At 66.4% G+C, this 19,070-nt stretch carries 21 protein-coding genes; 11 read left to right on the top strand and 10 right to left on the bottom strand.

Translation table 11 applies throughout. The features are described from left to right. Positions 1-3: 3 nt before the first annotated feature. Positions 4-561 carry a CGNR zinc finger domain-containing protein gene (locus KG104_RS17645; RefSeq protein ID WP_207348179.1) on the bottom strand — a complete coding sequence of 186 codons (558 nt, stop codon included), beginning with the start codon at positions 559-561 and terminating at the stop codon, positions 4-6. A gap of 137 nt (positions 562-698) precedes the next feature. Between KG104_RS17645 and KG104_RS17640 the strand changes: the two genes are divergently transcribed. Further along, positions 699-1,670, top strand: coding sequence for an EamA family transporter (locus KG104_RS17640; protein ID WP_207348180.1), 972 nt, complete (start codon positions 699-701; stop codon positions 1,668-1,670). Positions 1,671-1,709: 39 nt separating this feature from the next. On the opposite strand, the gene KG104_RS17635 is transcribed toward KG104_RS17640, so the two are convergent. The 5 genes from KG104_RS17635 to KG104_RS17615 all read right to left on the bottom strand — a co-directional run bounded on the left by KG104_RS17635 (position 1,710) and on the right by KG104_RS17615 (position 7,447). Continuing rightward, positions 1,710-3,263, bottom strand: coding sequence for a long-chain-fatty-acid--CoA ligase (locus tag KG104_RS17635; protein WP_207348181.1), 1,554 nt, complete (start codon positions 3,261-3,263; stop codon positions 1,710-1,712). Between the two features lie 161 nt (positions 3,264-3,424). After that, positions 3,425-4,273 (bottom strand): glycosyltransferase family 2 protein, encoded by an 849-nt coding sequence (locus KG104_RS17630; RefSeq protein ID WP_207348182.1) that lies wholly within the window; start codon positions 4,271-4,273, stop codon positions 3,425-3,427. After that, complete coding sequence (locus KG104_RS17625) at positions 4,270-5,289, bottom strand: glycosyltransferase (protein ID WP_207348183.1); 1,020 nt, start codon at positions 5,287-5,289, stop codon at positions 4,270-4,272. Before KG104_RS17625 ends, KG104_RS17630 begins: the two co-directional genes overlap by 4 nt. After that, positions 5,286-6,353, bottom strand: coding sequence for a glycosyltransferase (locus KG104_RS17620; RefSeq protein ID WP_207348184.1), 1,068 nt, complete (start codon positions 6,351-6,353; stop codon positions 5,286-5,288). The genes KG104_RS17625 and KG104_RS17620 overlap by 4 nt, the downstream gene beginning before the upstream one ends. Next, on the bottom strand, positions 6,350-7,447 hold the full coding sequence (locus KG104_RS17615) for a glycosyltransferase family protein (RefSeq protein WP_207348185.1): 1,098 nt from the start codon (positions 7,445-7,447) through the stop codon (positions 6,350-6,352). The genes KG104_RS17620 and KG104_RS17615 overlap by 4 nt, the downstream gene beginning before the upstream one ends. 156 nt (positions 7,448-7,603) lie before the next feature. Here KG104_RS17615 and KG104_RS17610 point away from each other — a divergent pair, with 156 nt between their 5' ends. Beyond that, entirely contained in the window at positions 7,604-8,074 is a 471-nt protein-coding gene (locus KG104_RS17610) for a CinA family protein (RefSeq protein ID WP_237688629.1), read from the top strand. A gap of 13 nt (positions 8,075-8,087) precedes the next feature. On the opposite strand, the gene KG104_RS17605 is transcribed toward KG104_RS17610, so the two are convergent. Next, entirely contained in the window at positions 8,088-8,972 is an 885-nt protein-coding gene (locus KG104_RS17605; RefSeq protein WP_207348186.1) for a dihydrodipicolinate synthase family protein, read from the bottom strand. 289 nt (positions 8,973-9,261) lie between these two features. On the opposite strand from KG104_RS17605, the gene KG104_RS17600 reads away from it, so the two are divergent. The 6 genes from KG104_RS17600 (at position 9,262) to KG104_RS17575 (ending at position 14,139) form a co-directional block, all read left to right on the top strand. Then, positions 9,262-10,755: a SulP family inorganic anion transporter gene (locus KG104_RS17600; RefSeq protein WP_207348187.1), complete on the top strand. Its 1,494-nt coding sequence runs from the start codon at positions 9,262-9,264 to the stop codon at positions 10,753-10,755. A gap of 17 nt (positions 10,756-10,772) precedes the next feature. Further along, positions 10,773-11,282 carry a methylated-DNA--[protein]-cysteine S-methyltransferase gene (locus KG104_RS17595; RefSeq protein WP_207348188.1) on the top strand — a complete coding sequence of 170 codons (510 nt, stop codon included), beginning with the start codon at positions 10,773-10,775 and terminating at the stop codon, positions 11,280-11,282. A gap of 97 nt (positions 11,283-11,379) precedes the next feature. Beyond that, positions 11,380-11,895, top strand: a complete 516-nt coding sequence (locus KG104_RS17590; RefSeq protein WP_237688628.1) for an RNA polymerase sigma factor — start codon at positions 11,380-11,382, stop codon at positions 11,893-11,895. 74 nt (positions 11,896-11,969) lie between these two features. Beyond that, positions 11,970-12,539: a methylated-DNA--[protein]-cysteine S-methyltransferase gene (locus KG104_RS17585; RefSeq protein ID WP_237687223.1), complete on the top strand. Its 570-nt coding sequence runs from the start codon at positions 11,970-11,972 to the stop codon at positions 12,537-12,539. After that, positions 12,536-13,222 carry an alpha-ketoglutarate-dependent dioxygenase AlkB family protein gene (locus KG104_RS17580; protein WP_207348189.1) on the top strand — a complete coding sequence of 229 codons (687 nt, stop codon included), beginning with the start codon at positions 12,536-12,538 and terminating at the stop codon, positions 13,220-13,222. Before KG104_RS17585 ends, KG104_RS17580 begins: the two co-directional genes overlap by 4 nt. Continuing rightward, positions 13,222-14,139 (top strand): DNA-3-methyladenine glycosylase family protein, encoded by a 918-nt coding sequence (locus tag KG104_RS17575; protein WP_207348190.1) that lies wholly within the window; start codon positions 13,222-13,224, stop codon positions 14,137-14,139. Before KG104_RS17580 ends, KG104_RS17575 begins: the two co-directional genes overlap by 1 nt. A gap of 19 nt (positions 14,140-14,158) precedes the next feature. On the opposite strand, the gene KG104_RS17570 is transcribed toward KG104_RS17575, so the two are convergent. Further along, positions 14,159-14,542 carry a DUF1304 domain-containing protein gene (locus tag KG104_RS17570; RefSeq protein WP_237688627.1) on the bottom strand — a complete coding sequence of 128 codons (384 nt, stop codon included), beginning with the start codon at positions 14,540-14,542 and terminating at the stop codon, positions 14,159-14,161. Between the two features lie 249 nt (positions 14,543-14,791). Here KG104_RS17570 and pstS point away from each other — a divergent pair, with 249 nt between their 5' ends. From pstS to KG104_RS17555, 3 genes are all read left to right on the top strand, one after another. Next, positions 14,792-15,907 carry a phosphate ABC transporter substrate-binding protein PstS gene (pstS, locus tag KG104_RS17565; RefSeq protein ID WP_237688626.1) on the top strand — a complete coding sequence of 372 codons (1,116 nt, stop codon included), beginning with the start codon at positions 14,792-14,794 and terminating at the stop codon, positions 15,905-15,907. Positions 15,908-16,019: 112 nt separating this feature from the next. Continuing rightward, on the top strand, positions 16,020-16,220 hold the full coding sequence (locus KG104_RS17560) for a hypothetical protein (RefSeq protein WP_237685543.1): 201 nt from the start codon (positions 16,020-16,022) through the stop codon (positions 16,218-16,220). Between the two features lie 31 nt (positions 16,221-16,251). Then, entirely contained in the window at positions 16,252-17,523 is a 1,272-nt protein-coding gene (locus tag KG104_RS17555; protein WP_207348191.1) for an AI-2E family transporter, read from the top strand. 4 nt (positions 17,524-17,527) lie between these two features. Here the strand turns inward: KG104_RS17555 and KG104_RS17550 are convergent, their stop codons facing one another. Both KG104_RS17550 and KG104_RS17545 read right to left on the bottom strand, forming a co-directional pair. Continuing rightward, positions 17,528-17,674 (bottom strand): hypothetical protein, encoded by a 147-nt coding sequence (locus KG104_RS17550; RefSeq protein WP_181032197.1) that lies wholly within the window; start codon positions 17,672-17,674, stop codon positions 17,528-17,530. A 283-nt stretch (positions 17,675-17,957) separates the two neighbouring features. Continuing rightward, complete coding sequence (locus KG104_RS17545; RefSeq protein WP_181032198.1) at positions 17,958-18,911, bottom strand: lantibiotic dehydratase C-terminal domain-containing protein; 954 nt, start codon at positions 18,909-18,911, stop codon at positions 17,958-17,960. Between the last annotated feature and the right edge of the window lie 159 nt (positions 18,912-19,070).

Below are 19,070 nucleotides of genomic sequence, written 5' to 3'. Positions count from 1 at the left end.
GCGTCAGCGGGCGGCCTTCTGTGTTGCCGCCCGCCGGCTGCGGTAGGAGCGAACATGCTCTCGGTTTCCACAGTTTCCCGTGTCGCAGTAACGCTTGGACCGGTTGCGGGTCAGGTCGAGGATGACCGCCGCGCAGTCCGGAGCGGCACAGGTTCCCAACCGGTCCAGCTCGCCGCCGCGCAGGACGTCGGCCAGCGCCATGGCAGCCTCTGTGGCCAGCCGTTCCTCCAGAGGCGCCGCGGGCGAGGTGCAGTGCAGATGCCATCCCCACTCGTCGTGGCGGACCACCTGCGGCAAAGCGCGGGCGTTGCGCAGCAATTGGTTCACGCCGACTGCCAGGCGCTCTTCGTCCGCGGTCCACAGCTGACGCAGTCCGGTCCGGAGATGCCGGACCGCTCGCAGTTCCGCAGCGGTGTGCGTGCGGGAGCCGCTGAAACGCTCCCGGGCCAGGAACACGTCCAAATCGGCAGGCGTGAGCAGGGCATCGGGACCGGTTGCCGCGGTGTTGATAAGCGCTGCCACCGTGCCGAGCGAGTCCACAGTGTCATGTCCTAAAGCCATGATGATTCCTGACATGTTGGTAACAGGTCTTTCCAGTGTAATGGTCTAGGGGTCAGAATGAACCTGACAGGTCCCGAGGGACTCTTTTCTGCTCTCTTGGAGGCATCGTGAAACGTTACGCGGGCAAGGGGCCCACGATGGCTGACAGTTCCGGGAGCATCGGAGGGAAGCCGGGCAGCACGGGCATTGCGGTTGCCCTCTTGTCCTCTGCCGTCTTTGGCCTCTCGGGGTCGTTTGCCAAATCGCTGCTGGAAACGGGGTGGACGTCCACTTCGGCCGTTGCCGTCCGCATGGGCGGTGCCGCCCTGGTGCTGTTCATCCCGGCACTGCTGGTGCTGCACGGCCGCTGGCACCAGGTCCATGAGAACTGGAAAACCATCCTTGCGTTCGGATTCATTGGCGTCGCGGGCTGTCAATTCTTCTACTTCAATGCAGTGGAAAGGTTGTCAGTAGGTGTGGCGCTGCTCCTGGAGTTCCTGGCACCCGTGCTCATGGTGTTGTGGATCTGGGCCGCCACGCGGCGGCGGCCCGGGCTGAAGACCATCGGCGGAGCCCTGGCGGCAATCGCCGGACTTGTGCTCGTACTGGACATCGGCGGGGAGGTGCAATTGGATCCGGTGGGTGTCCTCTGGGGCCTGGCGGCGGCAGTGTGCCTTGCCATCTACTTCTTCCTTACCGCCAGGCAGAACGACTCCCTGCCGCCGCTCGTGCTGGCCACCGGAGGGATGATCGTGGGGGCGGCCACCATGGTGGTGCTGGGCGCCGTGGGCATTCTTCCCACCGGTTTCAGCACCGGCGACGTGGTGCTGGCCGGCCGGGTGGCCCCGTGGTGGGTTCCACTGGCGGGTCTGGTGTTGTTCTCGACGGTGCTGGCCTATGTCACCGGGATTGTGGCAGCACGGACCCTCGGATCCCGCGTGGCCTCCTTTGTGTCGCTGACCGAAGTGCTTTTTGCGGTGCTCTGGGCCTGGCTGTTCCTGTCCGAACTGCCCGGCACCGTGCAGCTGATCGGCGGTGCCCTGATTGTGCTGGGTGTGGTGCTGGTTCGCTCCGACAAAACCGCCGGTATGCCCGGGGAGGCTTTGCCGGAGCCGGACCCGTCGGCCTGAGGCCCGCCGCCCGGTTGCACGCTGCGGCGGGCCCGTCAACTAAACCTGCGGTTCGACCTGCGCCTCGTTCGCACCCGCTGCCGCATCCACCCGGATCTCGCGCTTAAGGATCTTGCCCGTGGGCCCCTTGGGCAGGGCGTCGGTCAGCAGGACCCGCCGGGGATACTTGTAGGCAGCCAGCCGGTCCTTGGCGAAGTCACGGATCTCAGCGAGCAACGCTGCCCGGGCACCGTCGTCGGCAGGCAGGACGTCCTCCTTCAGGCCCACCACTGCCACAATTTCCTCACCGTGCAGTTCATCGGGGACACCAATGACGGCAGCTTCCGCGACGGCGGGATGCTCGTACAGCACCTCCTCAACCTCGCGGGGATAGACGTTGTAACCTCCGCGCAGAATGACGTCCTTCTTGCGGTCCACAATGTAGATGTTTCCGGCCTCGTCGACCCGGCCCAGGTCTCCGGTGCGGAACCAGCCGTCCGGAATGGCCGCCTGCGTTGCCTCGGGGTTGTTCCAGTACCCCTTCATCACGCCGGTGCCCTGAACGGCAAGCTCGCCCACTTCCCCCACCGGCACATCAGCGCCGTCCTGGTCCACCACGCGCACCAGCATGCCGTCCACCGCCTTGCCGATGGAGCCGGCCATGCGGTCCGGGCCCGGCAGATTGAAGGAGACCACGGGTGAGGTTTCGGAGAGGCCGTAGCCTTCCAGCAGCTGAGTGCCGAAAACCCGTTCGAACTCATGCAGCACCTCCAGCGGCATGGCCGAGCCGCCCGTTATTGCTCCGCGGAGAGTGGAAACATCAGTCGCAGCCAGGTTCGGGTGACGCAGCATGCCCACGTACATGGTGGGGACGCCCTCAAAGATGGTGACGCCGTCGCGCTCAATGATCTCCAGTGCCTTTCCGGCATCGAACCGCGGGAGCAGGCTGATCGAGGCTCCGGCCATGACCGCGGAGTTCAGCGCTGACGTCTGACCGAACACATGGAAGAACGGCAGTCCGCCGAAGATGACGTCCGATTCCAGGGTGTGCAGCAGGTTCCGTGAGATCTCGGCGTTGCTGACCAGATTGTTGTGTGTCAGAGCGGCGCCCTTCGGCCGTCCCGTAGTGCCCGAGGTGTAGAGAATGACGGCGATGTCCTCCCCGTCCACGTCCTGCACCTCAATCACCGGGTCAGCCTCAGCCAGCAGCTGCAGAAAGCCGCCGGCGTCCACGGGGATAACCTCGATGCCGCCGGCTTCCTCGGCGCCGCCCAGTGCTTCGGCGGCAATACCCTCCCAGGCAAAAACCAGCTTCGCGCCGGAATCCTGCAGGTGATAAGCCACTTCGCGTGCTTTGAGAAGCGGATTCATGGGCACCACCACGGCGCCGTAGCGAAGCACCCCGTAGTATGCGAAAGCCATTTGGGGAATGTTGGGCATGATCAGGGCAACCCGGTCTCCCGGTTCAATCCCGCGGTCCGCGAGGACGCCGGCGACTTTTGCGCTCATGGCATCGAGCAGCGAATACGTGACCGTGGTGTCATCGAGTTTCAGGACCGGGCGGTCCGGAATCCGGGCTGCCGTATCGGTGAGAATTCCGGCGAGGTTTTGCATGAAGATCTCCTTTGATCAGACATGGAACGCAGGTCAGCATCCAGCTGGCCAAATGGGTGACCAGCATCACATACTGAGCGGTATGTACGCAGTGTAACCTGCCCGGACATCTTCCGACGGGGTGGTGCGGTGAAATTTTCCGCCGCCGGAACACGCTCCGTTCAGGCTGGTTGTCCCATCTGATCGGTGAGGGTGCAGGGCGTTGTCCCGTGCCCGCCCTTGATGAGTCCCAGTTCACGGAATCCCTGCAGCCAGCCGCCCATCGGCCAGGTGCCCCAGCGGGCATGGAACAGGTTGGCGTTCCGCACAATGTCCGCCAGATGCTGGACGGGTGGATCCTGAGTGGGATGGAACTGGTGGTAGGCCCGTGCCGCTCCGACCCAGGCCAGGCCGGCCCCGGCCTGCCCGGCCAGGCGTGCATAATCGGTGTCCTCGCCGCCGTAGCCGGTGTAGTCCTCGCAGAACCCGCCGATCCGGTCCCAGGTTGCCGCCGTGACGGCAAAGGACAGGGACCAAAACAGATCCGGGTTGTCCTCAGGGATGATCTCGTCCGGTTGCGGGGCAGGCCGGGCGGGGTGCGGCGAGTCCAAATCCTGGAGCCGGTCCAGGCAGTAGCCCCCAGGTCCGGGCGGCTCCAGATAAGTGACCGGGCCGCAGAGCAGCCGCGCTGCGACGGCGTCATCCTTGGCTGCCGCTGCGTAGCCGGCCACCAGGTCCGTTCCCGGGAGACAGTCGACGTCCAGGAAGAGCAGCAGGTCAGCGCCGCGCTGCAGTGCTGCACGCGCCCCGGCGTTCCGGGCCTTGGCCAGCGGCAGCGCCGTGCCCGTCCGGGGGAGTTCGACGACGGTTCCGGGCAGGCGCGGGTCCGGGAAGGAAGCGGCAATTTCGGGGTCATCCATGGCGACGAGCACGTAGTCATCGGGCAGCTGCGAGGAGCGAAGCAGTGCCTGCTGCTGGGCCGCCAGATGGGCGTGCCGGCCGTGCACCAGGGTGATGACAGTGACCTTCACGGCGCCGCTCCCGCCGGGACGGGTCTTGGTGCGGCCACGTCCGCGATGACCTGCGCGGCGCGGGCCGCTCCCTGACCGTCGTTCCAGACAGCCCAGCCGCGGCCGTCCAGTTTTTCGGCAGCCGCCAGTACCTGGGCCCAGTCACTTCGGGCGAAACTACGCGAGACGATGACGGGGAGTCCGGGCATCCGGGACAGTGCCCGGCCGGTGGTGAACTGTTCCTGGTGGGGCCGTTCCAGGGGGACGACCACTGCGGGTACACCGGCAGCGGCGGCATCCGCAACGGCGCCCTGCCCCGCGTGGGTAACCACCAGGGAAGCATCCCTGAGATGCGGGAGAGGATCCGCGGTCCGGTTTCCGGGGTTTGTCCCCAGCGCAACCCACTCCACACCGGGTGTCTGGCGCCGGGCGTCCTCGATGTCGGCGTCATTCATCCCGCCGCCGCCGGCGCCGCCCAGAACCAGGACCCGGGTGACAGGCCCGGGCGGGCGTCCGGGCCGGACCGGGATGCCGGAGATCGCGCCGACAGGGACCAGTTTTCCGCTGAGGCAGTCATCTGAGACGGCGAGCATGTCCGGTGCTTCAGGTGGCCAGGCTGAAATCACGGCGTCCGAAATTCCAAAACCAAGCGTGTGGGCAGGGTCCCTGCGCAGCCCGGGCAGCGCCACGGAGACCACGGGAACGCCGTGCAGCCGTGCCAGCAGGGCGGCTTCAACCGAGACGTCGGCAACCAGAACAGCCGGAGCAGCCTCCCGCAGCCAGGCCGAAAGCTGTCCCATGCGTTCGCGCAGCCCGGCGTCGTGCAGCGGCACCCAGTGCAGGCGGCCGTTGGCATCCACGGATGCCGGTTCCGAACCGGTGTCATCCCGGTCCAGCTGGATCCACGGGTTGTCCCAGCCGCCGGGCCGGGGGAGGGAGGACAGGGCCGTCACGCTTCCGGCCGGCAGATGCGCTGCGATTGCCTGGGCTCGGCGCAGGTGCCCCATGCCCTGATGATGGATGTAGTAGCCGATCATGCTGTGACCATCTGCCGGCTGGCTTCGATAAGCAGTGCTTCGTACTCGTCCACCATCCGCTCATGGGAGCAGAACGTCTCAGCCCGGCGCCGCGCGGCGTTCCGGTCCAGAGCGGACGCCTCGCGCAGGGCCACGGCGAGGGCGCTGACGTCGTCCGCCGGTGCAAGGCGACCGCAGTCCGGAGTGAGGATTTCGGGCAGGGCGCCCCGCTCGAAGGCGGCAACCGGGGTGCCTGCCGCAAGGGCTTCGGCCGCCACCAGGCCGTACGGCTCATCCCAGCGCGGGGTTACGAGCGCTGCGCAGGCGCCCTGGACGGCCCGTCGCAGATGGGAATGGTCCAGATGCCCCAAGTAGCGGATGTCCGTGCCAAGATGCGGGCGGACCTCGGATTCGAAGTAGCTGCTGTCGAAGACCGGGCCGGCCAGGTCCAGGGGGATTCCCGCCGCTTTGGCCGCTTGGATGGCAAGGGCCGTTCCCTTCTCCGGCACAATCCGGCCAAACCAGATGGCGGAGCCTCCGCCGGGGCCCTGCTGCCAGCGCCCGGTGTCGATACCGTTCAGGATGGCCGTGCTGTCCACCAGGTCCGCCCAGGCATTTCGGGTGTGGGAACTAACGGCAATAAACCGTGTGGCGTCGCCGCGCACACGGATTGCCGACTCGATCCATCCCACCGGAGGCGTATGCAGGGTGGTGATCAGCGGAACGCGGAGCATTCGGGACATGGCAATGGGCAGGTGGTGGATGCTGGTATTCAGGACGGCGTCGTACTTTTCATGCCCGTGTTCGGCCAGGTCGAGCATGAGCGAGAGATACGCATGATGTTCTGCCATCCACTGCTCGGGGAGGGCTCCGACGTCGTTCCGCGCCGTCTGGCTCATTTCGAAGACCGGGATGTCGAGGAAGTTTACCCGGAGCTCCGGGTCGGAACCGGCCGCTGCGAAGAGGGTGATTTCATGCCCGCGGGCCGTCAGGGCGGAGACCAGGGCGTGGGTGTGCGCCTCCAGGCCGCCGGCGAACGGTTCGCTGATGGGGAAGCGGGAGGGGCCGATGATGCAGAGCCTCATTGCAGCACACCGCTGCGCTCGAGGAGCTCCGCGTAGAGTTCCGCGTGACGGGCGGCAATGGCATTCCGCTGCTCGGCCCGGGCGCGGGGCTCAAGCGGCGCGGGCGGGCCGGCGTGCCGTGCGGCCCGGACGGCTGCTTTCAGGGAGGCGGCGTCCAGTCCGTCCTCATTGTGGGAGTAACCGAACACCGGACCTTGATCTGCATAGAAACCGCAGTCGGGTGCGGCCACCGCGGTGCCGAGGTCCCGGCAGGCTTCCAGCCAGCCCGAATGGGTGCCGAAGCGGTAGGGGAGCACTGACAGATCCAGTCCGGCGAGATAGTCCCAGAGCTGATCATCCGGCAGGAAGTCGTGGATGTGCAGTTCGAGTTCGCCGGAACGGGACTTTCGTTCCAGGAACTGCGCCAGCTCGGCGTCGTACCGTGCGCCGCCGGGCTCCAGGACATCGCAGTGCCCGTTCACCTGAACCACCATGCCGCCGTCTTCCCGGGCGAGTTCCAGCAGCACCCGGATCACTGGCAGGGGGTCCATGCTGGCCCTGAGGCTCTTGACGTGCACGCCCACACGGTAGGGGCCGCCGGTCCCGGCCTCCTCGGCGCGCCGGGCATACTTCGCCATGGTTTGGGGTTCGACGACGTGCGGGTGGGCAATGACGTCCGGGCGGCGGCCCCAGCGGTGTTCAATTTCCGCTGCGGCACCCTCGGTCAGGGTAATCAGCGCGTCAGCGCCGGGAATCAGGACATCCAGGTGGGCGTCGTGGGCGGCGGGGGACTCGTGGTGCGGGTTGCGCAGATCATGCACGGTGTAGACCAGCGGCTTGCCGTTCCGCCGGAGCGCCGCCACCACCTCCTGCAGGTCCCGGGGGTCCAGGGCGTCGAAGCCGAAGTGGATGTGGAACACATCGAAGAGATCCGCGTTGGCGTCAATCCACTGGGCGGAGAGCATCACCGGGGGCCACCATTTGCCCGTGGCCGGGTTGTCCGGTGAGTCCGGGTCCGGATCCGGGAGGCGGACAATCTCGGGGGTTTCCGGCGCAGTTCCCGGCAGGGGGTCCAGATGGCGGACGTAGACGTGTCCGGAAGGAATACTCGCCACCCGTATGGAGTTCCGCGGCTGCAATCTGTGACCCCGCTTCTTCAAGGCGCCGTGCCCGGTAAGAACCGGGAGCGGCGCGGGAGATGAAATAGTAAGTACCGTTAGTAATCAATAGCATACGGACGCTGGAAGGTGGCAAAGCTGTATATGGACGCGGTGACAAACCCCCTGGAGGAACTCCCGCAGCTGATCGCTGATGAAGTGGAGCGGGCCGGCCTGACGGTGGCAACCGCCGAGTCGCTGACCTGCGGCAACCTTACCGGCGCCCTGGGCCGCGGAGGGGGCACCGGCGAGTGGCTGAGCGGCGGGATCGTTGCCTACCTGACGGAAATCAAGCAAACCGTGCTGGGTGTCAGTGAATGCCCCGTTGTGACTGCGCGGTGTGCTGAAGAAATGGCCGCGGGAGCTGCCCGGTTGTTCAACGCCGATTTGACCGTCTCCACCACGGGGGCGGGCGGCCCGGGACCGTTGGAAGGGAAACCGGCCGGAACCGTTTTCATCGGCTGGAGCCTGCACGGGAAAACAGGCCACGCCGAGCACTTGTTTGACGGAGACCCGACGGAGGTGCTGGAAAAGACCGAAGCCGCGGCGCTGCAGCAGCTGTACGACCTGGCCCGGAAGGTTTGAGACTGCGGGGCGGTTACGCGAGTTCCAGCTTCTCGACGACGCCGGCAAGGTGCCTGCGTTCCCGTACCCCCAGCCCGTGCACCGGCAGGGGGAGGCAGTTTCGGTGAGCCAGGCCCAGCTGCTCGGCGACGGCCGCAATGACGCGCAGGCTCCCGTGTTCGGCAAAGAGCTCCCACAGCGGAGCCATCCGTGCAGACTCGGCTGCCGCGTCTTCGTACCGGCCTTCCTGTGCGGCACGCATGATCCGCACCATCTCGCCGGGCAGGGTGCCCGCCGCGGCTGAGTACCACGCGTCGCACCCGGCGGTGAGTCCGCCGGCGGCAGCAGCATCCCCGGAGATACCGACGGTTACATGGTCCGGAATCACGGCACGGACGGCTCTGACCCTTTCCGGTGCGGCTGCGGCGGATACCGGAGGGATTTTGATCGACGCTATTCCGGGCAGCTCCGCAATTCTGCCGTAGAGTGCGGTGCTGAAAGTGAAATGGGTCGTGCCGGGATTGTCATAAACAATGACCGGCACATTGGAGGAGTCCGTGACTTCCCGGAAAAGGCCGTAAACGTCGTCGTCCGTCAGGGCCTGGTAACTCACCGGAGCCAGCAGGATCCCTGCGGCGCCTGCTTCTTCCGCAGCCCGGACATGGGCCAGGACCTCGGAAGTGCGCAGCGCCCCGACCCCGACGATCAGCGGCTTCGATCCAGCACTTGCCGCGGCCAGCTGCACCACGCGCCGGCGCTCCCCGGCGCTCAGATAGGGGTAGGAGCCGGTGGAGCCCAGCACTGCGATCGAATCGACGTCGGACTCGGCCAGCCGCACCATCAGGCGGACAAAAGCACTTTCATCCACGGCGTCATTGTGCAGCGGTGTCAGGGGAAAAGCGCTCAGGCCGGTAAACAATGCACGCTCCCTCCGATTATGTGCAGCGAACACACTTTCCGCTGCGCATTAGTATGCATTATGTTCCCAGACAAAGACGTTCCGGAGAGGTCAGGTCCTGTCAGTAGAACATCACCGCCCTCCTCACAGAGTCCGGGCCAGTGTGACATCGGCCGCCCGTGCCGCGGAGCCGGATCGGAGGGTGCCTGCGCGGCGGTAATCTGGAAGCGGATTCGACGCACGGCCCCGCACACCCCGTCCCGGCCACCGGATCCTCCCAGCACATTCGAACGGAACAGCCTTGCCCGCTATGACACCAAGTGCACCTGCCCCGGCCGCCCGGCAGTCTGTCCTGTCCACGCTGCGCTCGCCGCGGCTGCTGAAAACCGAGGTCCTGGCCGGACTCGTGGTGGCCCTGGCGTTGATCCCCGAAGCAATCGCGTTCTCCGTGATCGCCGGTGTGGATCCGCGGATGGGTCTTTTCGCGTCCTTCACCATGGCAGTCACCATCGCTTTCGTGGGCGGCCGCCCGGCCATGATCTCCGCTGCCACCGGCGCCGTCGCCCTGGTCATCGCCCCGGTGGTGGCCAGCCACGGCGTGCAGTATCTGGTGCCAACGGTCATCCTGGCCGGCATCCTGCAGATCCTGCTGGCGCTTGCCGGCGTCGCCAAGCTCATGCGCTTCATCCCGCGCTCCGTGATGGTGGGCTTCGTCAACGCCCTGGCCATCCTGGTCTTCTCCTCCCAGCTGCCCGAGCTGATCGGCGTGCCCTGGCTGGTTTACCCGGTGATCGCCGTCGGGCTGGTGATTGTTTTCGGCCTGCCCCGGCTGACGACGGCGGTGCCCGCACCGCTGGTGGCGATTGTGGTGCTGACCGTTGCCGCCGTTGCCGCGGGCTGGGAGATCCCCACGGTCGGGGACAAGGGTGCGCTGCCCGACAGTCTCCCCGCCCTGCTGTTTCCCGACGTGCCGCTGACCCTCGAGACGCTGCAGATCATCGCTCCGTACGCCCTCGCCATGGCCTTTGTGGGCCTGCTGGAATCCCTCCTGACCGCCAAACTGGTCGATGACATCACCGACACCCGGTCCTCCAAGCCGCGTGAGGCGGCCGGTCAGGGCATCGCCAACATCGTCACCGGCTTCTTCGGCGGCATGGGCGGCTGCGCCGTCGTCGGGCAGACCATGATGAACGTCAAGGCCTCGGGTGCCCGCACCCGGATTTCCACTTTCCTGGCCGGAGTGTTCCTGCTCATCCTGGTGGTGGCACTCGGGGACATCGTGGCGCTGATCCCCATGGCGGCACTCGTGGCCGTGATGATCTTCGTCGCCTGGGCGGCCTTTGACTGGCACAGCATCCGGCCCTCCACCCTGCGCCGCATGCCCAAGTCCGAAACAGCCGTCATGGTCATCACCGTCGTGGCCACGGTGTTCACCCACAATCTGGCCATCGGCGTCGGAGCGGGAACCCTCGCCGCCATGGTGCTGTTCGCGCGCCGGGTGGCGCACTTCGTCACCGTGCAGCGCGCTGCGGCGGACGACGGCGGCACGGTCACCTACACGGTGCGCGGCGAGTTGTTCTTTGCCTCCTCCAATGACCTCTACACCCAGTTTGAATACGCCCTGGATCCGGATGACGTGCTGATTGACCTCAGCGCCTCGCATGTTTGGGATGCCTCGACCGTGGCCGCGCTGGACGCCATCACGGAAAAGTACCGGAGCCGGGGCAAGACCGTCCGCATTACCGGTTTGAATGACTCCTCCGATGCCATCCGTTCCCGGCTCAGCGGCCAGCTGGGCGGCTAAGGCGCTACGCTCGGCTCATGAGTGCCGTGCATGCCGTCATCCCTTCGCCCATCGGGTTACTGACCCTGGTGGCCGACGGCGGTGCCCTTACGGCGGTGTACATGGAGAACCACCGGCGCGGACCTGCGCCGGACACGCTGGGCGCGCAGGTACCCCTGGACGCTGCCGCTGTCCTGGCGCGGACGCGGGACCAGCTGGGCGAGTACTTCGCCGGTGACCGGCGGGAGTTCGATCTGCCGCTCGCCCCGGCGGGAAATCCGTTCCGGCAGCGGGTCTGGGCCCTCCTGCAGGAGATTCCTTTTGGTGCAACGCGGTCCTACGGCGACCTGGCCCGCGAGCTGGGCGATAAAAACCTGGCCCAGGCCGTCGGTTCAGCCAATGCGCGCAATCCGGTTTCCGTCATCATTCCCTGCCACCGGGTCGTCGGCGCGGCCGGTGCGCTGACCGGCTATGCCGGCGGGCTGCAGCGCAAGCACTTTCTGCTGGGGCTGGAGGATCCCCGGCGGGTCCAGGACATGCTGTTCTGAAACCCGCGGGCGCAGGCCGGGGAGCCCGTGCGGTGAGACCATGGGAGCTGAAACCGGAGCCGGCTCACAAAAGCTGTTTCGGAAACGTCTACCGGGTGTGGAAGTGAAACCGTTCGAAGCCATTGTCAGGGAGCACGGCCCGGCCGTGCTGCGGGTCTGCCGTGCCGTGCTGGGCCCGCAGGACGCCGAGGACGCCTGGTCGGAAACGTTCCTGGCCGCTCTGCGCGCTTATCCCGGGCTGCCGCCGGGGGCCAACATCCAGGCCTGGCTGGTGACGATCGCCAAGCACAAGGCCATAGACGTCCACCGTGCCGCCGGCCGGCGGCCGGTGCCCGTCGGTGAACTGCCCGAGACCGCGTTCCGCCCGGGGCCCGTTGCCCGTGCCCCTGGAAACGGCAGTGCACCGGAGGGCTCCGAGTGCTTTGACCCGTTGTGGGAGGCACTCAAAACTCTGCCGCAGCGCCAGCGTGAAGCCCTTGCCTACCACCACCTGGCGGGCCTGCCCTATGCCGAGGTGGCAGTGCTGCTGGGTGGAACCGAGGCAGCGTGCCGCCGGTCGGCAGCGGACGGCATGAAGAAACTGCGCAGCCTGAACCTGGAGGAGTCCCGATGATCCCGCTGCAGGACAACCCAATGCAGGAAAGCCCGCTGGAACGCCTGATTCAGGAGCCGGGACCCGGACGGGAGATGGCCGACCGCGACACCCTGGACCGGCTGCAGAAACGTCTGGGGGCTGCCGCCGAGCAAGCCCGGCTGCTGGATGTGGGGTACACAGTTGTTGAGACCCCGGTGGGGAAGCTGCTGCTGGCCGCCACGCATGCAGGCCTGGTACGGGTGGCCTTTGACTGTGAAGACCATGACGCCGTGCTGGCCCTGCTGGCCGAACGCATCAGCCCCCGGATCCTGGCTGCACCGGACCGGCTCCAAGCCGCCGCCGCTCAGATCACCGAGTACTTTGACGGAACCCGCCGCACTTTCGACCTGCCGCTGGACCTGCGGCTAACGGCAGGGTTCCGCCGCTCCGTCGTGGAGCATCTGCGGGACATTGGCTACGGATCCACTGCAACATATTCGGCCGTTGCCGCGCTGGCAGGAAGCCCCGGCGCGGTCCGAGCCGTCGGGACCGCCTGCGCCCTGAACCCGCTGCCCGTGGTGGTGCCCTGCCACCGGGTGGTGCGCTCGGACGGCAGCACGGGCGGCTACCGCGGCGGCCCTGCTGCCAAACGGCTTCTGCTGAACTTGGAGGCAGCCGCATGAACAATGCACTCTTTCCGCCCGAACGTACTGAACCGGGGCCGGGCGCCGTCCACGTACCCGGGTGGCTGGACCTGGCGGCCCAGCGGGAGATTGTCCGGGCCTGCCGGCAGTGGGCGGTGGGACCGGTGCCCATGCGCGCCGCCGTCATGCCGGGCGGGCATCCGATGTCGGTGCAGACGGTATGCCTGGGCTGGCACTGGCAGCCGTACAAGTACACCCGCACTGCGGACGACGCCGGCGGCGGACGGGTGGCCGACGTGCCCGACTGGCTGATCACCCTGGGCCGGCGGGCGTTGGCCGAAGCGTACGCCACCCCCGGCCGGCCCGGATACGCCCCGGAGCTGTGGAAACCCGAGGATTACACCCCGGACACGGCGCTGATCAATTACTACGCGCACGGCGCCCACATGGGCATGCACCAGGACAAGGATGAGAAGTCCAGCGCCCCTGTGGTTTCCCTGAGCATCGGCGACACCTGTATATTCCGTTTTGGGAATACATTGACCAGGACCCGGCCGTTCACCGATATTGAGCTGAATTCCGGTGATCTTTTCGTGTTTGGCGGCCCCTCCCGGTTTGCATACCACGGTGTGCCGAAGACCTTTCCGGACACAGCCGACCCCGCTTCCGGACTTCCCCGGGGCCGGATCAACATCACCCTGCGCATGACCGGTTTGTCCTGATGCCGGCGCTGACCCGGAGTGTCCGACACGTTCTGCCCTGCGCCGAACCGTTCGCCTGGCAGCCGCTGTTCCGCGCGCTTGCGGCCCACGCAGTGCCCGGGGTGGAGCGGGCGGAATACGACGACGGCGGGGCCTGGGTGGAGCGCCTGGTGCCCGCGCCGTCCGGGCCGGCTCTGGTCCGCGTCCGGTTCGGCCATCCGGGCGCCGTGGAGGCAGAGCTTTCCCTGGATGGGGCGACTCCGGCGAAGGCCCGGGGGCAGGAAGAAGCCGCGGTGCTCGCATTGGTTCGGCGCTGGCTGGATCTGGAGGCGGATCCCGCCGTCATCGATCCGTTTCTCTCCGGTTTTGACCTTCTGGCTCCGCTGGTGGCGGTGTCCCGGGGTTTGCGGGTGCCGGGATCGGTGGACGGCTTCGAGACCGCAGTCCAGACGGTGCTGGGCCAGCAGGTCTCGCTGGCGGCTGCCCGTACTTTCGGCGCCCGGCTCGCGGCATCCTACGGCGGTGCCGAACGGGACGGGCTGCGTGCCTTCCCCTCGCCTGAAGAGCTGGCTGCCGTGCCGCCGTCGGAACTGCAGCTGGCCGTGGGGCTGACACACGCCCGGGCACGCACCGTCACCGCGCTGGCCGGAGCAGTGGCTTCCGGTCTGGAGGTCAGCCCGGAAGCTGACGCCGGATCAACCCGGAGCGCGCTGCTGGCGCTGCCGGGAGTTGGGCCCTGGACCGCCGATTATCTTGCGGTGCGTGTCTTCGGTGACCGGGACGCGTATCCGGCCGACGACCTGGTGCTTAAGCGGGCGCTGGGAGTTGCGACGGCGCGTGCGGCGGCGGCGCTCTCCGAACCTTGGCGGCCGTGGCGTGCCTATGCCCTGTTCCACCTGTGGACTGCAGCTGCCTACGGGGCTGCCCGAACGGAATAGCCAAGCGATAAGAGCACCGTCAGGCACCGAGCAGGGTGAACGCGAGGCAGACAAGGGCCGGCCCGCCCTGAATAAGGGCCGGACGGATCATCCGGCGGTTGCTGAACACCAGGACCAAAGCGGCCAGCACCATTGACGCAGCGGCAAAACTCATCAGGGTCAGCCCGGCCACTCGGCTGCCGGCCCCGAGCAGAACTACACCCAGCATCGCTCCCACGGCCAGGAAGAGGTTGTAGAAGCCCTGGTTATAGGCCAGGCCCTGGGTATAGGCAGCTTCCTGCGGAGTGGAGATTCTAAACACCGCCATGGTTGCCGGCGCAGTCCAGCGCAGGGACTCCAGCACAAAGATGTACAGATGAATAGCCGCGGCAATCACGGCAAAGACGGCTGCGGTAATGAGCACTTTGACTCCTCCTGGGCCGATGACAGCTGATTCCGGGTCCGGATTTCCGTCCGGGAACAAAAGAGGCAGCCGTCGCGGTCTTTCCATCGTTTCACCGGCACTGCGGGCGGCCAAGGGCCGGAAGGTCTTTCGGTTGGCGGAGGAGCGGGAATGGCCGCTAGCCTTGAAGAGGCGCCCGGTCTTTCCTCCGGGAGCTCGTGTGGGCACTTAAACCGGCCCACAGTCACAGTCCCCGGAAGGACAGCCTCCGTGCCGAAACCCCGTCCCGCCCGCACTCTTGCCGTGGTTGCCGCCGCCGCGCTGGCGTTGTCCGCCTGCGGATCGGACTATCCACTGGGCGACGCGCAGCGCGAAGCAGCGGAAAACAGCACCTCCACTCTCTCCGGCATTCTTTCCGGCTCCGGGTCCAGCGCCCAGGGACCGGCCATGGACGCCTGGATTGGAGGCTTCGGCCTCCTTCACCCGAAGGTTCAGCTGCAGTATTCCCCGGACGGCTCCGGCGCCGGCCGCAGCGCCCTCCTGGCCGGGGCCGTGGATTTTGCCGGCTCGGATGCCTATCTGCAGGAGGAGGAATTGGAGCAGGCCCGCGAAGTCTGCGGCCCGGGAGGCGCCCTGGATATTCCGGCCTACATTTCACCGATTGCCGTGGCCTTCAATTTGCCGGGCATCGATTCCCTCAACCTGGACGCCGCAACCATCGCGCGGATCTTCCGCGGCGAAATTGTCAGGTGGAATGATCCCGCCATTGCCGGGCAGAATCCCGGGGTTGATCTCCCTGACCTCCCGGTAACTCCGGTCAGCCGGGCCGATGACTCCGGCACCACCGAGAACTTCACCGAGTATTTGCATGACGCCGCTCCTGATGCCTGGCAGGACAGCCCTTCGGGGACATGGCCGGGCGGTTTGGGCGGTGAAAACGCACAGGGGAACGCCGGTGTGGTCAGCACGGTGACCCGCACCGAGGGTGCCGTGACCTACGCGGACGATTCCGTCATCGACGACTCCATGGGCACCGTCAATCTGCTGGTCGGGGAGGAGTACGTTCCGATCAGTGCAGAGGGCGCGTCAATCGCCGTCGAACAGGCCAGCCGCGTTCCGGACCGCGGCCCCCATGACATTGCCCTCCACCTGGACCGCACCACCACGGTCCCCGGCGCCTATCCGCTGGTTCTTGTTTCCTACCAGATCTACTGCAGCGGCTATGAGGATCCGAACACAGTGGAGCTGGTAAAGGCGTTTGGGCTGTACGTGGTCAGCGACGAAGGACAGGCGGCCTCGGAGGACGCTGCCAAGAGTGCTCCCATCCCGGCAACCCTGGCGGAACAGGCCCGCGAGTCCATCGAAAGCATCGGCACCCTGCCCTAGCTGGGCGCATCGGCCGCCTGTCACCTTGGGCGGCCGCCACTTAGGCAACCCCCCTTGCGCGGTCCGGACCGCGGTGGCAACGTTGTTTCACCGCGAGTTTAAGGGGGCAGCAATGCAACCGATCCAGATCGAGCGCTGGTGGCCGTATCTAGACGGTTCGGCCAAAATGTGGCTGCGGGAGAACCTTCGTGACGAAGGCCTCCCACGAAAGGTGCAGGACCGCATCGCGGAAGCGGGCGGCCCGGTGATTGAGCCGATTCTTGGGGAACGGGACTGGGTCTTCATCGAAACCCAGCCGCAGCTGACGGAATAACCTCCCCTGCCGGGTGAGGCAAGATGGAACGGTGACTACGACCGATTCTCCAGCCTCGCCGCCCCAAAAATCTTCTGTCGAAGCGTCATCTGCGGCCGGTGCGGATTCCGGCAGCGGCAGGTTGAAGCCCCGCGGCACCTTTGCCCGCGGCCTCGCCGCATCATCGGTATGGGTTGCCCGGGGGCTGATCGTGCTGGCCGGGCTGGTGGTGGTGTGGTTCGGTATCCGGTCGCTGTGGTCCATCGCCCTTCCCGGCCTGCTGGCCCTGCTGCTGTCCTCAATCCTGTGGCCGGTGAACCGGGTTCTGCGAAAGGCGCTGCCCAAGGGGTTTGCCGCACTGCTCTCCCTCGTGGGCCTGCTGGCTGCCGTCGCCGCCGTGGCCGTTCTGGTGCTTCCCTCAATCTCGTCCGGCTCGAAAGAACTGGTCCGGCGGGCAGGGGAGAATCTTCAGGATCTCAGCGACTTCGTTGCCGGGCTTCCCTTCGCCGTCCAGACGGTTGACTTCAATGAACTGCTCGACGCCGGTCTGGCACAGCTGCAGGAACACAGCAGCGACATCATTTCCGGTATTACCGCCGGGCTGGGAACCGTCACCTCTGTCACCGTGGTGTTCCTGCTGACCCTGGTGTTCACGTTCTTCTGCCTGAAGGACGGGGATAAATTCCTGCCCTGGGCCAGCCGCTGGACCAACAACCAAGCTTTTGTGCACGCGGTCCGGGTGTCCGAAGAGGCATGGAAAACCCTGTCCGCCTACATCTTTGCCCAGGCAACCGTAGCTCTGGCAGATGCCGTCTTAATTGGCCTCGGCCTGTGGTTCCTGGACGTGCCGCTGGCCCTGGCCCTGATGGTGCTGATCTTCTTTGCCAGCTTCATACCCATTGTCGGAGCCGTGGCCACCGGCGTCCTGGCCACCATGGTCACCCTGGTGGCGCACGGATGGGTGACAGCGCTGATTGTCCTTGGTCTGGTGCTGGTGGTGCAGCAGCTGGAGTCCAACATCCTGCAGCCCTTCCTCGTGGGCAAGACCCTGAAGCTGCATCCCGCCGTCGTGCTGGGAGCCGTCACCGTCGGAAGCACGCTCTTTGGTATCGTCGGCGCGTTCCTGGCGGTCCCGGCCACCGCCGTCGGCATCGTGGTGCTGCGGTATCTGCGGGACCAGTCGCTGACCCCGGCCAACGCCGCCGTGTCGGGTGAGGTGCCGGCTGCGGCCGGGGCGGACGAGGTTCACGGACCTCAGCCGCAGCCTCCTGAGCCGGTTGAGGCGCAGATGTCGCCGGCCGCTGACCGGCCCGGCAGTGTGTGAAAGGCTAACCGCGGAAGATGTAGTTGGGCTCGTATTTGGTGGAGCCGGAGACGCGGTGCACCCGCTGAGTGCAGAAGGGGTCGTAGACCTCAATCTCCAGCCGGGCAGTCACCGGATGGGGATGGTAAATGCAGGTGCAGGAGAAGTGCATGCCCGGGGCCGCCTTTCAGATTCCCGTTTACCGTGTTGCGTGCCGCTGGAGGGCACGCCGCTTCGTCCCTTCATATTTTGTCAAAGTGGACAGGCCGGGAAAAACGGGGCGGAAACCGGCGTTCACCGGTTAGTTCACCGGCTAAAGGACGGGTTAAAGAGGCGGGGCGCCTCCGGTGGTCTCACTTCCGGAAGCGCCCCTCGCGTTGCCCTATTAGTATTACCAATTGACCTGTGAAGATCCTGAAAGTGCTGCGGTAACGGCGGGCGCCGCAGGCTTTTCCCTAGGGGGCCATCCGAAGGAAGTCCGCTTCACGTTCCTTGCTCCAGGACCGTGCATATAGTCCCAGCCCGGCCTCGTCCCGGACGGATATGCCCAGCCGGTTGAGCATGAGGCGGCTTTGATACACGGTCAGCTGCTGGGCGCTTCGGCTGGCCCTGACCTTGTCCGCCCGGTACAGGTAGGTGTCGATGGCCCGTGACCAGCGCTTGCGCCAATTGTCCACGGCCGGTTCCGAAGCTGTTGCGGCCATCAGCCGGTGGGCCGGAAGGATCCGCGGCGCCAGCTGGGACGTCAGGGCGTTGCGCATATGGGCAGCCTGGGGGCCGGATCCCGCGGTGCAGCTGCGAAGATGGCTGTCCCAGTAGAAGTCCCACGAAATGGCCCGGCGGTCCGCCCAAACCGGGGACCGCGGCCCGCGCATCATGGCGTAGCCGGCATCAAAGAGAAGCAGGGCGGCCAGGGAAGACCGGCTGTTTACCTTCGGAAAGCGGGATGTTGCCCAAGCTGCCAGGTCAGAGGACAGCTCGAAGACCTCTTCCGCCAGAGCCAGTCCTTCGGCCCCGCCGTACTTTGCCAGATCGGATTCGGCTCGGGGGGAGACGGGCCCGTAGTCCCACCGGGTGGGTACGGCATCCTCCCGGTATTCGGAAGTCTGCAGCTCCCCGAGGCGGGGGGCGGCCTGGTCAACGAGTGCGCGCATCAGGGATTCCAGCCGGTCCAGGACCCGGGGAGAACCAAGGATCCGGACCTGAATGAAGGGGTGCGCCGGATCCATGCACCGCGTATGGAACCACCGCTGGGCGCCCCAGGACCTGCCCTGAGCTGCCAGCGGGATGACAACGTCAGCAAGGACGGCGTCGCACAAGTCCGTATCTGTAGGCTGGATGGTCAGTGACCACCACTCGGCTCCGTTGGTCAGCGGCTTAACCTGTTGTGCTGCTGCTAACTGGCTCATTGGAGATCCTCCCGTTTGCGTCATGCCGAAGGTGATTTCCGGCCTTTGGAGAAAAGAGATTGAAAACCGCTGCCCGTCCGGCCTGGGGCAAGTCGGGCGGCGGTGCGGACACAGTGGTGGCGCTGTCGAACCACTGTTGGGGTGGGGGTCGCCATCGGG

Source organism: Arthrobacter sunyaminii, assembly GCF_018866305.1.
GTDB classification, from domain to species: Bacteria; Actinomycetota; Actinomycetes; order Actinomycetales; family Micrococcaceae; genus Arthrobacter_B; species Arthrobacter_B sunyaminii.
The sequence above is the reverse complement of the archived record's forward strand: the minus strand, read 5'-3'. Positions and strand labels throughout refer to the sequence as shown.

Coding starts and splice junctions, on each gene's coding strand:
- KG104_RS17645 (WP_207348179.1), bottom strand. CDS start 561: ATGGCTTTAGGACATGACACTGTGGACTCGCTCGGCACGGTGGCAGCG.
- KG104_RS17640 (WP_207348180.1), top strand. CDS start 699: ATGGCTGACAGTTCCGGGAGCATCGGAGGGAAGCCGGGCAGCACGGGC.
- KG104_RS17635 (WP_207348181.1), bottom strand. CDS start 3,263: ATGCAAAACCTCGCCGGAATTCTCACCGATACGGCAGCCCGGATTCCG.
- KG104_RS17625 (WP_207348183.1), bottom strand. CDS start 5,289: ATGATCGGCTACTACATCCATCATCAGGGCATGGGGCACCTGCGCCGA.
- KG104_RS17620 (WP_207348184.1), bottom strand. CDS start 6,353: ATGAGGCTCTGCATCATCGGCCCCTCCCGCTTCCCCATCAGCGAACCG.
- KG104_RS17600 (WP_207348187.1), top strand. CDS start 9,262: ATGACACCAAGTGCACCTGCCCCGGCCGCCCGGCAGTCTGTCCTGTCC.
- KG104_RS17595 (WP_207348188.1), top strand. CDS start 10,773: ATGAGTGCCGTGCATGCCGTCATCCCTTCGCCCATCGGGTTACTGACC.
- KG104_RS17585 (WP_237687223.1), top strand. CDS start 11,970: ATGGCCGACCGCGACACCCTGGACCGGCTGCAGAAACGTCTGGGGGCT.
- KG104_RS17580 (WP_207348189.1), top strand. CDS start 12,536: ATGAACAATGCACTCTTTCCGCCCGAACGTACTGAACCGGGGCCGGGC.
- KG104_RS17575 (WP_207348190.1), top strand. CDS start 13,222: ATGCCGGCGCTGACCCGGAGTGTCCGACACGTTCTGCCCTGCGCCGAA.
- KG104_RS17560 (WP_237685543.1), top strand. CDS start 16,020: ATGCAACCGATCCAGATCGAGCGCTGGTGGCCGTATCTAGACGGTTCG.
- KG104_RS17550 (WP_181032197.1), bottom strand. CDS start 17,674: ATGCACTTCTCCTGCACCTGCATTTACCATCCCCATCCGGTGACTGCC.
- KG104_RS17545 (WP_181032198.1), bottom strand. CDS start 18,911: ATGAGCCAGTTAGCAGCAGCACAACAGGTTAAGCCGCTGACCAACGGA.